Genomic DNA, 12767 nt, shown 5'->3' on the forward strand with positions numbered 1-12767 from the left:
CCAATAGATAGCTAAAGCTAAAACATTCCGGAGAGAGAAAGTCATGCAGCGTCTTGCCGCAATCGCCGCCTTCGCAGCACTGGTCGCCGTCAGCGGTGGCGTCTGGTACGCCTCGCAGCGCAATGCCTCGGGTGATCCCTATGCCCAATGCCGCACCAGCCGTATCGCCGGAGGCGCCGAACAGATCGGTGGGCCGTTCACTTTGGTGAATAAATCCGGTGAGACAGTCACCGACAAAGAGGTGATCAAAGAGCCTAGCCTGGTGTATTTTGGTTACACCTTTTGTCCGGACGTCTGCCCCTTCGATACCGCGCGCAACGCCGAGGCAGTCGATGTGCTGACCGAACGCGGCTACAGCGTGACGCCGGTCTTTATCTCGATCGACCCTGACCGCGACACCCCGGAGGTCGTGGGCGAGTTTGCGGAATTGGTGCATGAACGCATGATTGGGCTTACAGGGTCGCCTGAACAGGTCAAAGCGGCCAGCCAAGCCTACCGCACCTACTACCGCAAACAGGAAGACGGTGACCCCGAATATTACCTCGTCGACCACTCCACCTTTACATATCTGGTGCTACCGGAAGTGGGCTTTGTCGACTTCTTCCGACGCGAAGTGACGCCTGAGGAAATGGCTGATCGGGTGGCCTGCTACATCAATGCATCTTGACTGCAATAGATGCGTTTGACCAGCAAGGTTTACGCGGCTAATACTCGACTTCACGCACCGGCGGTGAGGAGGAAAGCTCTTGGCGGAACGCAGCATCGAAGAACTTGGGGATGACAGGTCTCTTCTCCTGGTTGATGACGACGAACCGTTCTTGAGGCGATTGGCCAAGGCCATGGAAAAGCGTGGCTTCGAGGTCGAATTGGCCGGATCGGTTGCCGCAGGCACCGCCATCGCCACGGCCCGCCCGCCCGCCTACGCGGTGTGCGACCTGCGGCTTGAGGACGGCAATGGGCTCGACGTGGTCGAGGTGCTGCGCGACAAGCGTCCGGATTGCCGGGTGGTTGTCCTGACCGGCTATGGCGCAATTGCCACAGCCGTTGCAGCGGTCAAGATCGGCGCGACGGACTATCTGTCCAAACCCGCCGATGCGAATGACATTACCAATGCGCTGTTGGCCAAGGGCGACGACCTGCCGCCGCCGCCGGAAAATCCTATGAGCGCGGATCGCGTGCGCTGGGAACATATCCAGCGGGTGTATGAGTTGTGTGACCGCAACGTGTCGGAAACCGCGCGTCGTCTGAACATGCATCGTCGGACGTTGCAGCGCATATTGGCGAAACGCTCTCCGCGCTAGGTGGCGACAGGGTGCGCCATTGTCGCCCTGAGCCAGTCGAAATATATCCGGACCGCGGGGCGGAACGGGCCGCTGGGCAGGAGCACCTGATAGACGGTGGTGTGCGGGCTTGTGCGCGCGTTCAGAGATCGTAACGTTTCAGCACCTTGTCGACAGTCTGGCCATCTTCCAGCCGCACGCCTGTCTTCTTGCCGTAGTCTTCAAATCCACGGCTCTGGTAATAGGCCAGACCGCCCGCGTTGTCGGCCCGAATGTTGGCGTTGATCCACTGATAGCCCAGCGTACGGGCGGCTTTTTCCGTCGCACGAAAGAGCGCTGAACCGATGCCAAGTCCGGTCTGCCCCAGCCGGGCGAACGTTGCGATCTCGGCGGCGTCGACGGGCAGGTAGTCTGCCGGTTCGATCCATTGAAAGCCCATGACCGCCCCACCCTCGTTCTCGGCCAGATGCCAGGCGGCGCGCTCGGGCCTGCGCGTCATCCAGGTACGCAAGTCATCGGCCGTCACCGGGCGAATGATTGCGGTTGTGCCGCCCGCTTCTATGATCTCGTTCAGCAAGCCGGCCATTGGGCGGGCGTCCAGCGATCCGGCCTTGCGAACGGTGATCGTCACTTTGGCATCTCCCGCAGCAGAGCCGCGTGGCGCGCGGTGAAATCCTCGCGGACGTCCACCGGCGGTCGCAGGTGAATTTGCAGATCGGCGATCATGTCCAGATCCGGCGCGCCAAAGAACTTGTCCGCCTCGCTGCGGGTGAAGCCGGCGATCTGCGTGGCCTCCATCCATGCGCTGATGCGGTCGGCCTTCTTGATCTGTTTCTTCAGTCGTTGGGGTGTCATCGCAGGCAGACCAAAGCGGATGTGGATCGCGGCTGCCAGCCGTTTGTCCAACTCTTCATAGCCGGGACCCACTGCCGCCTTCACCGGAGAAATCATGTCCCCGATCACGTATTCCGGGGCATCATGCAGCAGCGCGGTCAGACGCTCTGCCGGGCGCGCCTGCGGGCAAAGCCTGCCAAAGATCACCTCAACCAGCAGCGAATGTTCGGCGACGGAATAGGCATAGTCTCCCCGCGTTTGTCCGTTCCAGCGCGCCACAAAGGCAAGACCGTGGGCGATGTCCTCAATCTCTATATCGACCGGTGTCGGGTCCAGCAGGTCCAGCCTGCGACCGGACAGCATTCGTTGCCAAGCGCGGGGTGTGCGGGCCATACTCTGTCTCAACCTTGCGCGATGAAAAAGACGTTCCGTTCCATCCCGCCGCACATGACATAGCCCTGTCCGGGGAACTGTTCGGCCAGAAACTCGGCGTACATGCCGCGTTGCCACGGACGGTCAGCCTCCAGCACGATCATCGGGGCGTTTTGTTCGATCATCCGCCGCGCGCCAAGCAGGGCGGGTTTTTCGTGGCCTTCCACATCCAGATGCAAGATCGACACAATGCGGTCTGCCGGGCAGAGATCGTCGAGCGTGACAACCTCGACCGGGACAGTCTCACCCTCATCCGCCGTCTCGACAATCTTGGCGCGGGCCGCCGTGGCGCTGCCGCCTTCACGCGCCAGTTGCAGGTGCAAGGTGCCGGACGTCTCGCCCACCGCGACGGGCGCAAGATCGACGTTGCCCAATCCGTTCAGCGCAATTGTGCGCTGCGCGGCGGCAAAGCTGAGTGGATTGGGTTCAAAACTGACAACCCGGGATCCGGGTGCCACGGCGCGGGCGAGGGCCGGAAAGAAATCGCCGATAAACGCGCCGCCGGTTACGATATCACCGCCCAGCGCGCGCCGCGCCATCAGGGACAGGGTGTTGGGCTCATAAACCCCGCCTTGCGAAAGGATTTTCGGGATTTCACGTTTCGCGTAGGCATCCGGCACGCAATAAAAGCCGTACTCATTCACGCAGATGCGATGCTCAAATTCCATCAGCTTTCACCCCGGCCTTAAACCGCGTTCTCAATATGACATCCCGGCTTGTTGTCAATCATAGCCCGCTTTGGTACGGGGTCGCATCCCGCATATGCGGCACAGGAGCATGGCCACATGACAAAAGACTATATTGTTAAGGACATTTCGCTGGCAGAGTTCGGGCGCAAAGAGCTCGACATTGCTGAGACGGAAATGCCGGGCCTGATGGCCCTGCGTGCCGAATACGGCGCGGAACAACCGCTCAAGGGCGCGCGCATTGTCGGCTCCTTGCACATGACGATCCAGACCGCTGTGCTGATCGAGACGCTGGTGGCGCTGGGTGCCGATGTGCGCTGGGCCTCGTGCAACATCTTTTCGACGCAGGACCACGCCGCCTCGGCAATTGCGGCAAGCGGTGTTCCGGTTTTTGCGATCAAGGGCCAGACGCTGGAAGAGCATTGGGATTACCTCGACAAATCCTTCATGTTCGAAGACGGCCCGAACATGATCCTCGACGATGGCGGCGACGCCACCCTGTACGTCCTGCTGGGCGCGCGCGCCGAAGCCGGTGAGGAAGTGATTGCCGTGCCGACCTCTGAAGAAGAGGAAGTCATCAAAAAGCAGATCGCCAAGCGCATGGCCGCTAGCCCGGGTTGGTTCACCAAGGTCCGCGACCAGATCATGGGCGTGTCCGAGGAAACCACCACCGGCGTGAACCGCCTCTACCAACTGGTGCGCGATGGTCTGCTGCCCTTCCCGGCGATCAACGTGAACGACAGCGTCACCAAGTCTAAGTTCGACAACAAGTACGGCTGCAAGGAATCGCTGGTCGATGGCATCCGCCGCGCCACCGACACCATGATGGCGGGTAAGGTTGCTGTGGTCTGCGGCTACGGTGACGTGGGCAAAGGCTCTGCCGCGTCTCTGTCCGGCGCAGGCGCCCGCGTGATCGTGACCGAAATCGACCCGATCTGCGCGTTGCAGGCGGCGATGGACGGCTATCAGGTTGCCCCGCTCGAAGACGTGGTTGCCACCGCTGATATCTTTGTCACCACCACTGGCAACAAGGACGTGATCCGCATCGAGCACATGCGCGAGATGAAGGATATGGCGATCGTCGGCAACATCGGCCATTTCGACAATGAGATTCAGGTTGCCGCGCTCAAGAACCACAAGTGGACCAACATCAAGGAACAGGTGGACATGATCGAGATGCCCAACGGGCACCGCATCATCCTGCTGTCCGAGGGCCGTTTGCTGAACCTTGGCAACGCCACCGGTCACCCGTCCTTTGTCATGTCCGCGTCCTTTACCAATCAGGTTCTGGCGCAGATTGAGCTGTTCAAGAACGGCGACAACTACAAAAATCAGGTCTACATCCTGCCCAAGCATCTGGATGAAAAGGTTGCGCGCCTGCATCTGGACCGCATCGGCGTCAAGCTGAGCGCGCTGACCGCAGAGCAAGCCAGCTATATCGGCGTCAAACCCGAAGGCCCCTTCAAGCCTGAGCATTACCGCTACTGAGGTGGCAGGGCGCGGACGGTTACACCGCCCGCGCCCTTACGTCCTGCGGCAGCAGCCACCCATCCAAGGTGTCGAGCAGTTCCGCCCGACGCACAGGTTTGGTCAGAAAGTCGGACATGCCTGCCTCACGGCAGGCGTTTTCGTCTTCGGGCAGGGCATTCGCTGTCAAAGCCACGATGGGACAGGCGGCAAGGTTAGCCTGTGCTTCAAGGGCGCGGATGTGCCGTGTGGCTTCGTATCCGTTCATGACCGGCATCGACACGTCCATCAGGACAAGATCGGGCCGCAGCCGCTGATAGCGTTCGAACGCCTCTTCTCCATTTGTGGCCATCTCCAGCGTTGCCCCCGATCCGGCGAGCAGTTTTTGGATGACCAGTCGGTTGGTGGCGTTGTCTTCGGCCACCAGAACGGTTTTGCCTGCAAGTGGTCGTTTGTTTGTGTCGCGCTCGGTGTCTTCCGTTGCCGGAGTGGCATCCAGCGGAGCGCCAAGTGCACCGCAGAGAACCGCCGCAAGCCCGTGCATATCCAGAGGTTTGCGCAGGACCGTTGCGTAGCCAAGCGCTTTCAGCCGGTCGCTTGACACCTCTTGTCTGGCTCCAACCATCAGAACGCAAGGCATGCGTCCCCCGCCTGATATCTGCTCTAGGTCTTTGCGCAGGGCCCCATGTGACGTGCCGCCGATGGCCCCGTCGATGAGACACAGGTCTGGCGGCGTGCGTTGCCGGGTCAATGCGGACAGCAGGCTTTTGGCACCTTGGCTGTCACGCGCGAAGACGGGTTTGACGTCAAGAAATTCCAACATTGTGCGCAGGGCGCGGCGATTGATGTCGAACCCTTCGACCACCATGACGCGGTGCCCGGAAAGCCGTGCGGTGGCCGTTGACCAGTATCGTTTTTCCTGAGCGGGCGCTTGTGCGGTGGGAAAGGGAAAGCGGAATTCGAACACGGAGCCGACACCCTTGCGCGACCGTGCGGTCAGCGTTCCACCCAACAAACGGGTCAGTCGCAAGGTGATTGCAAGGCCAAGGCCGGTGCCCTCGAACCGCCGGGTGCGCCCGTCCTCGATCTGTGAGAATTCCTCAAAGACATGGTCAAGCATGTCCTCGGCAATCCCGACTCCGGTGTCTGTGACCTTGATCGACACCTCACCCATTTCGGTCTGGCCGATCCAGATGTGGACATGGCCCGCCAAAGTGAACTTCACCGCGTTGCCGATGACGTTCAGAAGACATTGCCGCAAGCGAGCCGGATCTGACACCACGAAAAACGGTGGTGCGAGAGTGCATTCGATGGCCACCTCCACGGATTTGGCCGCCGCGACGGGAGAAAACAGCGCTGCTGCGTCGTGCACCACCGCCAGCAGGTCAAAGCTTTCTTCGTGAACCCGCATCTTGCCCGCCTCAACCTTGGAAAAATCAAGGATGTCGTTGATGATCGACAGGAGCGCGACAGAGGACTGGGTGATGGTTCTTGTCAGGCTGCGCTGTTCGTCATCAAGCGAACTTTGTTCCAGCAGTTCCGACATGGCGATCACGCCGTTCATCGGCGTCCTGATCTCATGGCTCATATTGGCGAGAAATTCGGCTTTTGTACGTTCGGCATCTTCGGCGTGCTGCCGCGAGACCTGCAATCGCCGGTTCGATTTTTGCAATTGAAGCCAGAACACTAATAGGAAGCCAAGCGGGAGCAGCATCCCCGACACCATCAAAAGACCGACAGACAGAACCAGATTGCGGAACAGCGGGCGTGTTTGCTGCGCGGCAAAGCTGACGTCGGTGTATACTTCCAAAATGGCCATTAAAGTGGGGCCATTGATAATGGGCAGGTAGGATTCCGCATAATTCGGCGGACGGTCGCGGCCGACACCGGAAAATAGATTGGTCACCGGCTGGCGCGACTGGATCGCGGTCGTCAGGCCCGCGCTTTTGGAGGTGCTGGCATGTGCGACAGGCGCATGGGTACGCATCTGGGTGCCATCCTCGCTGTCATAGAGCAGTCGGCCCTGAGCATCAAAAAGCTTGAAGCGGAAAACATTGTCGTTGTGCACAGCAGCACCGATGCGCGACCAATGATCCTCGGTCACCTGTCCGCCCTGCAAAAGCGCGTCTAAGAGACCGCTTTCGTTGCCAATGTGCTTTACCCACATTTGCGCCCAGGTCTCTGCCCTCAGTGCCAGTTCCTGTTCAGCTGTGTCATGCGCAAGTCGGTTTCCCTGCCAAAGACAGGTCACCAAACCCGTGAGGGTCAGAACGATAACGATCAGTGTACGGGCCATGACATCCAAAGGTCGCGTGACGTGTCGCGACCCTAGCCAAGCCCGGTTAACGGGTGTTCAACGATAGAACGTTTCAGGTGAATCCGGTCAGGGCCGAGACGAATCCCTCGCGCATCACCCCGGGGTCATAGGCTTTTCTGGCAAAGACCTGCCGCACGAGGGGCTCAAAATGCGCCAGTGGCAGGGTGTCATAATCGGGGTCGAAACTTGATTGGTCCCACCGTTCGCAAAAGGTGGCACAGCTTTCGAAACAGGGGTGATCCTTGAACCTGTCACGCGCATTGCGGTCCCAGCCATAGTGATGACCGTAATAATAGCTCTGGAAAATGCCGTGGTGTTCTACCACCCAGGCCACGTCCCATCGCACGAAGGGACGGATAACTTCGGCGGAAAAGCGGTCATGATTCTGAGGGGCCAACCCGTCACCCACATCGTGTAGCAGCGCGCCCACGATCCAGTCGATATCGGCACCGTCACGCTCTGCCCGCGAGGCGGATTGCAGCCCGTGGGTCAGCCGCGTGATGCGATAGCCCTCCAGCGACACATCGCCCTGTCGGCGCAACTCTTCCAGCACCCTGTCGGGCGTCAGGGAGAGATAGGGTTTCTCCAGCTTTTCGAGAAGCTCATAGTCCTCTCTGGTGCCGTCTTTCATCTGGGTAAAGCTGACGGTGCGGGATTCAGTCATGTTTGGCTCCCTTGCCAAAAGGGGGTCGAAGATCCGGCAAGGAACGCCGGTGGGCGAGACTTGAACTCAAAAGGGGCCGATTTCAGCGCGAAACGCAAGATCCCGGTGCATCGGGACAGGTCTGTCCCATACCCTTGCTGACCGTTTACGAGGGCACGCCTTCTGACTGCACGGGCCACTTGAACTGGGCGCGCGGGCCATCGGCTGTTCCGGGCCACGGGGAACTTATCGCCGCCATTTCCCTTGCCATCGACCTGCTTGTGCGGTCACCATGCACACGTACGGCCGGTTTTGGCCGGAAATCAGCAAACAATGCGTCTGGTACAAACCGCGCAGGACAGTGGGAGTGAACATGGGAAAACGCGACGAACTGATCGCCAAGTATGCCGAAGATCTAAAGACCAAGTGCGGGATGGACCCGGACATGGCTCTTTTGACCAAGGTCACAATCGGCTGCGGTCCGGCCATCTATAACGCGGATGCGTCCACCGTCGCCTCCTCGCAGGAGCAGGAACTGGCTACTGTCAAAGACAACTTCCTGGTCAAAAAGCTGGGTCTGGCCGATGGTCCAGAACTGATGGAAGCTATCAACAAGGTCGTCGAAACCTACGGCAAGTCCGAGCGCAACAAATACCGCGCCGTGATCTATTACATGCTGACCAAGCATTTCGGCAAGGAATCGGTCTACGGCTGATCGCTGAAGCCCTATTGCCAAGGCCCCCGTCGGACGGGGGCCTTTTTCGTTTGCCGCCCAAAGCTCGCGCAAATGCCGTAGGAATTTGAGGGAAATTGCCGGGACAATGGATTTGCGTTGCGGCACTCCGGGCCGTATCTTCTAAATGACTGACCAGAAGGTCGGAACCAAAGAATTCGTTACACGTGTGGTGCGTTGGGAGCACGTGGGTGAGCGGAGGGTTCTGGCTATGCTGGAACCCTCCATTTTTTGCCTTCATGGCACCGCTGGTCAGAACAGCGTCAACACGATTCCCATCAATCCGCAGGCCACGGTCGCATAGCCGCCGTCGATCATGGTCAGCATCGGCGGTCGCATGGCATTGGCATTGTTGATCGCGATCCAGGGCGTGATGAAGAACAACCCGATCCCAAGCCCCGAAAGCAGCCCGCCACCGACCGAGTCGATCCCGCTGGAAGCAAAGACATGGCGCATCATGCCGGCGACGACCAGTTGCATGACAAAGGTAAAGGCAAGGATCATCGGGTTCTGGCCACCCTCGGGCTGGCCCGAGGCGTCGCGTTGTACGCCTGCCGCCGTCATCCACGGGTCCGCAAGCTTCATGTACCAGACCGCGCCAGCGGCAAAGGCGACCGCGGCGGCGACAAGTGTGTTTACGATTTCCAACATGGTGAGACGGCTCCAGATCCCGGTTGCACAACAGGTCTGCGGCACGGTTTCAAGAGGCGGATACAGGTCCGGCGCACCGCGCGAACGCCGCAACAGTGCGCGAAATCCCTGCTTGCTTCAACTGGTCTGAAGAGCCGCATGGCCTTGGGATCGGGTGCCAAGGGTCTGGGCAAAGATCAGAGGGGCAGCCCGGCCAGGCCGCAGATCACCCGCCACTCGTCTTCTGAAACCGGCTGAACCGACAGGCGAGAGTTCTTGATCAACACCATCTCGGACAGCCGTGGATCGGCCTTGATGTCATCCAGCGTGACGGGTGTTTGCGCCGTTTCCAGCGCCTTGATGTCCACACATTCCCAGCGGTCATCGTCTGTGCTGCTGTCCGGGTGGGCCTTGGCGATCACCTCGACAGTGCCGACAATCGCCTTTTCCTTTTGCGAGTGGTAGAAAAAGCCCCGGTCGCCCAATTCCATCTCGCGCATGAAGTTGCGCGCCTGATAGTTGCGCACCCCGTCCCATTCCTCACCCGCGTCGCCCTTGGCGCGCTGGTCGTCCCAGGACCAGGTGGACGGCTCGGACTTGAACAGCCAATAGCGCATCAGATCACCTTTTTCCACGCGGTCAGGGTGACGTTCTCAAACAGACCGGCCTTGGCGTAGGGGTCATTTGCGGCCCACTCATTGGCGGCCGCCATGTCCGCCACGTCGAGGACGATCAGCGAGCCGATCATGCCGCCTTCATCGTCCAGCAGCGGACCGGCCTGCGAGACATTGGTGGCCTTGAGGTATTCCAGATGCGCGTCGCGCGTGTCCTTTCGGATCTGCAGGGCGCCGGGTTTGTCGTGGGCAATCAGGGCAATCAGCATGTCATTCATCCTTGAGAGGTCTTGAAAGGAGGGTGTCCATCGCTTGGCGTACGGTCAAGCGGCCTTGTGTCAGGTCCGACACGGCGGCGCAGACGGGCAGAGGAAGGGCGTGGTCCTGCGCCAGCCGCGCGGCGGCCTGTGCGGTGGCGGCCCCCTCGACGGTCACGGCGGGGTCGAACGGTTCGCCACGACCCAGCGCCAACCCGTAGCGAAAGTTGCGCGACAGGTCAGAGGTACAGGTCAGCGTCAGGTCGCCAAGACCGGACAGTCCGGCAAGGGTGTCGGCTTGCGCCCCCAATGCCGTGGCCAGCCGCACCATCTCGGCAAAGCCGCGCGTCATCAAGGCGGCGCGGGCGCTGTCGCCCAGCCCTGCGCCAATGCAGGCCCCGCAGGCTATGGCGATGACGTTTTTCAGCGCGCCGCCCAGTTCTGCGCCAATCATGTCGTCGCTGCGATACAGGCGCAGGACCGGGGTCGAGAGTTGCGCTTGCAGGCCGCGCCCGGTGGCCCCGTCCCCGCAAGCCAGTGTCAGCGCCGTGGGTAGCCCACGCGCGATATCGGCTGCAAAGCTGGGGCCCGTCAGAACGGCGGGTGTCGCGTCAGGCTGGTGGCGCGCGATCAGGGCAGAGGGGCCGACGCCTTCGGTCAGGTCGATCCCCTTGCAACAGGCAACCAAGGCGTGGCCTTGCATTGGCGTGGTGATCCGGTCCAGCAGACCGGAAAGCTGCTGCATCGGTACCGACAGCAGCAGCGTTTTGCAGGCGGTTGCCCGATCCAGATCGTCGGTGATCGCCACGGCGTCGGGCAGAGGCACGTTCGGCAGGCGCGGGCTTTGCCGGGTGTCCATCAAGGACCCTGCGTTTCGCGCCCAAAGAGCCACCGGTCCCTTGCGCGACAGCGCCACGGCCAACGCCGTGCCAAAGGCCCCCGCGCCAAGGACCGCGACGCTCATGCCTTGGCCCCCTTCTTGCCCGACCCCACCAGCGGTGCCGCCAGCCGATCCAAAGGCCAGCGGGGCCGTGCGGACAGCCCCATGTCGTGTGTCACACCCGCCGCCAGCAATTCGCCGCCCGCATAGGCGATCATCGCCGCGTTGTCGGTGCACAGCCGCAAGGGCGGTGCGGTGAACCGCAGCCCGGTCTCGGCGCAAAGCGTCTCTAGCGCGCTGCGCAGCGTCAGGTTTGCGGCGACACCGCCGGCCACGGCCAGCGCGGGCTCTGTCGGGTTCTGGTCCAAATACGCCGCAATTGCCCGCCGTGCCTTTTGCGCCAGCACGTCGCGCACCGCCGCCTGAAACCCGGCGCAGAGGTCGGCCACATCCTGACGATGCAGTCCGCCTTGTTCGGCGACCAACTGATCCCGCTGCCGCAAAAGCGCGGTCTTCAACCCAGAGAACGACAGGTCACATCCGAGCCGGTCCAGCAGCGGACGCGGAAAGCGAAAGCGTTTCTCATCGCCCTCTTGCGCGGTGGCCTCGACCGATGGGCCGCCGGGTTGCGGCAAACCCAGCAGGCGCGCGGTCTTGTCGAATGCCTCACCCGGTGCATCGTCGATGGTGCCGCCAAGACGGGTAAAGTCCTCGACCCCGCGCACGATCAGAAACTGGCAGTGCCCGCCAGAGACCAGCAACATCAGATAGGGATAGGTCAAGTCATCGGTCAAGCGGGGCGTCAGCGCGTGTCCGGCAAGGTGGTTCACGCCCACCAGCGGCACCTTCAGCCCGGTGGCCAGCCCCTTGGCCAGCATCACGCCCGACAGCACGCCGCCGATCAGGCCCGGCCCCGCCGTCACCGCGATGGCTTCGACGTCCGGCAAGATCACGCCGGCCTTGGCCAGTGCCTCTTCGACGCACAGATCCAGACGTTCGGCATGGGCACGCGCGGCGATTTCCGGCACGACGCCGCCGAAACTCGCGTGTAATTCTGACTGCCCCTTCACGACGGATGCCAGCACCGACCGCCCGCGCAGCAGGGCGGCGGCGCTGTCGTCGCAGCTGCTTTCCAGACCAAGGATCAGGGGAGCGGACATCAGGAGTTCCCGTTGCGTCTTATGGCGCTTGCAGGTAGCACCACCCGGCGCGCGCCACAATCCCGGAGGCCCGATGCCCGGACCGCTGCCCGTTCTCCTCCTGACCCGACCAGCGCCTGCCTCGATGCGGTTTGCAGAGGAATTGAGGGCGCTCGGGCTGCAATTCGAGCCGGTGATCTCTCCACTGTTCCGGATCGATGTGACCGGGCCGCTGCCGGATGCCTCCGCAGTCAGGGGCCTGATCTTTACCTCTGCCATTGGTGTCGAGGCTTGGCAGGCGCTGGGCGGTCGGTGCGATTTGCCCGCCTACACGGTGGGGAAGACAACCGCCGGCGCGGCAGAGGCGGCAGGTATGCGGGCGCAAAGCGCCGACGGCACGGCGGATGACCTTGTCGCCATGCTGACCGCCCACGAAACGCCCGCGCCGCTGTTGCACCTGCACGGGCGGCATACGCGGGGCGACGTGGCGCAACGCTTGTCGCTGGCCGGAGTAGGCTGCAATTCGGCGGTGATCTACGACCAACCGGCGCTGCCCATGTCGGAACAGGCACGCGCTGCGCTGATGGGGACGGTGCCCGTTGTCGTGCCGGTCTTTTCCCCCCGGACGGGCAAATTGCTGGCGCAAGAACGCGCACAAGCGCCTCTTCTTGTCGCGGCAATGAGCGAAGCTGTGGTCAACGCGCTCAGGCCGCTGCATAAACGGGACCTGAAAGTGGCTGAGCGGCCCGAGTCGGAGGCAATGAGGGAGGTTGTCTCGGACCTCCTGAAGCGGGCGCTGGCAGGAGATTATTGATTCGGTCGTTCTATGTGGACCGTTGGTATGCGAGGGGAACA

The 12767-nt window shown here is 61.6% G+C and carries 15 protein-coding genes; 5 read left to right on the plus strand and 10 right to left on the minus strand.

All coding sequences use genetic code 11. The features are described from left to right. Positions 1-43 precede the first annotated feature (43 nt). Positions 44-667, plus strand: coding sequence for an SCO family protein (locus tag VOI21_RS03925; protein WP_323767893.1), 624 nt, complete (start codon positions 44-46; stop codon positions 665-667). Between the two features lie 79 nt (positions 668-746). Continuing rightward, positions 747-1301 (plus strand): ActR/PrrA/RegA family redox response regulator transcription factor, encoded by a 555-nt coding sequence (locus VOI21_RS03930; protein WP_323767895.1) that lies wholly within the window; start codon positions 747-749, stop codon positions 1299-1301. A gap of 121 nt (positions 1302-1422) precedes the next feature. On the opposite strand, the gene VOI21_RS03935 is transcribed toward VOI21_RS03930, so the two are convergent. From VOI21_RS03935 to VOI21_RS03945, 3 genes are read right to left on the minus strand one after another with little or no spacing between them, the layout of a single operon-like run. Next, positions 1423-1866, minus strand: a complete 444-nt coding sequence (locus tag VOI21_RS03935; RefSeq protein WP_323768428.1) for a GNAT family N-acetyltransferase — start codon at positions 1864-1866, stop codon at positions 1423-1425. A 41-nt stretch (positions 1867-1907) separates the two neighbouring features. Further along, on the minus strand, positions 1908-2507 hold the full coding sequence (locus tag VOI21_RS03940; RefSeq protein ID WP_323767897.1) for an HD family hydrolase: 600 nt from the start codon (positions 2505-2507) through the stop codon (positions 1908-1910). Positions 2508-2515: 8 nt separating this feature from the next. After that, positions 2516-3214: an FkbM family methyltransferase gene (locus VOI21_RS03945; RefSeq protein WP_323767900.1), complete on the minus strand. Its 699-nt coding sequence runs from the start codon at positions 3212-3214 to the stop codon at positions 2516-2518. A gap of 117 nt (positions 3215-3331) precedes the next feature. Here VOI21_RS03945 and ahcY point away from each other — a divergent pair, with 117 nt between their 5' ends. Further along, positions 3332-4720 carry an adenosylhomocysteinase gene (ahcY, locus tag VOI21_RS03950; RefSeq protein ID WP_323767902.1) on the plus strand — a complete coding sequence of 463 codons (1389 nt, stop codon included), beginning with the start codon at positions 3332-3334 and terminating at the stop codon, positions 4718-4720. 19 nt (positions 4721-4739) lie between these two features. Here ahcY and VOI21_RS03955 read toward each other — a convergent pair whose 3' ends face one another. Both VOI21_RS03955 and VOI21_RS03960 read right to left on the minus strand, forming a co-directional pair. Beyond that, on the minus strand, positions 4740-6995 hold the full coding sequence (locus tag VOI21_RS03955) for a response regulator (protein WP_323767903.1): 2256 nt from the start codon (positions 6993-6995) through the stop codon (positions 4740-4742). Between the two features lie 73 nt (positions 6996-7068). Beyond that, positions 7069-7680, minus strand: coding sequence for an HD domain-containing protein (locus VOI21_RS03960; protein WP_323767905.1), 612 nt, complete (start codon positions 7678-7680; stop codon positions 7069-7071). 352 nt (positions 7681-8032) lie between these two features. On the opposite strand from VOI21_RS03960, the gene VOI21_RS03965 reads away from it, so the two are divergent. Further along, positions 8033-8374 (plus strand): DUF2853 family protein, encoded by a 342-nt coding sequence (locus VOI21_RS03965; protein WP_323767907.1) that lies wholly within the window; start codon positions 8033-8035, stop codon positions 8372-8374. Between the two features lie 270 nt (positions 8375-8644). On the opposite strand, the gene VOI21_RS03970 is transcribed toward VOI21_RS03965, so the two are convergent. The 5 genes from VOI21_RS03970 to tsaD form a co-directional block, all read right to left on the minus strand. Further along, positions 8645-9040, minus strand: a complete 396-nt coding sequence (locus tag VOI21_RS03970; protein WP_323768430.1) for a DUF1761 domain-containing protein — start codon at positions 9038-9040, stop codon at positions 8645-8647. Between the two features lie 179 nt (positions 9041-9219). Continuing rightward, on the minus strand, positions 9220-9639 hold the full coding sequence (locus VOI21_RS03975) for an EVE domain-containing protein (RefSeq protein WP_323767909.1): 420 nt from the start codon (positions 9637-9639) through the stop codon (positions 9220-9222). Further along, a complete protein-coding gene (locus tag VOI21_RS03980) occupies positions 9639-9905 on the minus strand; it encodes a YciI family protein (protein WP_323767911.1) in 267 nt (88 codons plus the stop codon). Before VOI21_RS03980 ends, VOI21_RS03975 begins: the two co-directional genes overlap by 1 nt. 1 nt (position 9906) lies before the next feature. Next, the gene (locus tag VOI21_RS03985) at positions 9907-10857 is read right to left on the minus strand and encodes an NAD(P)H-dependent glycerol-3-phosphate dehydrogenase (protein WP_323767913.1); all 951 of its coding nucleotides are present in this window, start codon (positions 10855-10857) and stop codon (positions 9907-9909) included. Further along, on the minus strand, positions 10854-11933 hold the full coding sequence (gene tsaD / locus VOI21_RS03990; RefSeq protein ID WP_323767915.1) for a tRNA (adenosine(37)-N6)-threonylcarbamoyltransferase complex transferase subunit TsaD: 1080 nt from the start codon (positions 11931-11933) through the stop codon (positions 10854-10856). The genes VOI21_RS03985 and tsaD overlap by 4 nt, the downstream gene beginning before the upstream one ends. A gap of 73 nt (positions 11934-12006) precedes the next feature. On the opposite strand from tsaD, the gene VOI21_RS03995 reads away from it, so the two are divergent. Continuing rightward, a complete protein-coding gene (locus tag VOI21_RS03995; RefSeq protein ID WP_323767917.1) occupies positions 12007-12726 on the plus strand; it encodes a uroporphyrinogen-III synthase in 720 nt (239 codons plus the stop codon). Positions 12727-12767: the final 41 nt, after the last annotated feature.

The organism is Antarctobacter sp., from assembly GCF_034670325.1.
Lineage (GTDB): Bacteria > Pseudomonadota > Alphaproteobacteria > Rhodobacterales > Rhodobacteraceae > Antarctobacter.